This is a genomic window from Halostella sp. PRR32, from assembly GCF_034808085.1.
Taxonomy (GTDB): domain Archaea; phylum Halobacteriota; class Halobacteria; order Halobacteriales; family Natronoarchaeaceae; genus Halostella; species Halostella pelagica.
Window position 1 is genome coordinate 1 of the sequence record NZ_JAXHGL010000117.1, and the last position, 273, is coordinate 273.

Annotated in this window: 1 pseudogene; it reads right to left on the minus strand. The window is 75.5% G+C overall.

From position 1 onward, the window contains the following. A pseudogene (locus SM753_RS20605) lies at window positions 1-273 on the minus strand (nucleoside deaminase); the annotation flags it as partial.

Consider the following 273-nt stretch of genomic DNA (forward strand, 5'->3'; position numbering starts at 1 on the left):
TACCGAACAGCTTCCCCTCGCGCCGCGTCGCGTTCCGCTCGCGGTCGAAGTCCGCGTCGTTCGCGCCGCTCGCACCGAACCCGTCCGCGCGCTCCATCGCCGCCGTCTCCTCGCGGCCGAGCACCACCGACTCGACCGCCGAGCCCGCGCCGGCGCGCTCGATGGCCTCGACGCCCTCGACGCCGCCCTCGCGGAACTCCAGGTGCGCCGCCGTCCCGGCCCGCTCCATGTACGACAACGTCCGCGTCATCGCCGCCACGAGCTCGTCCCGGG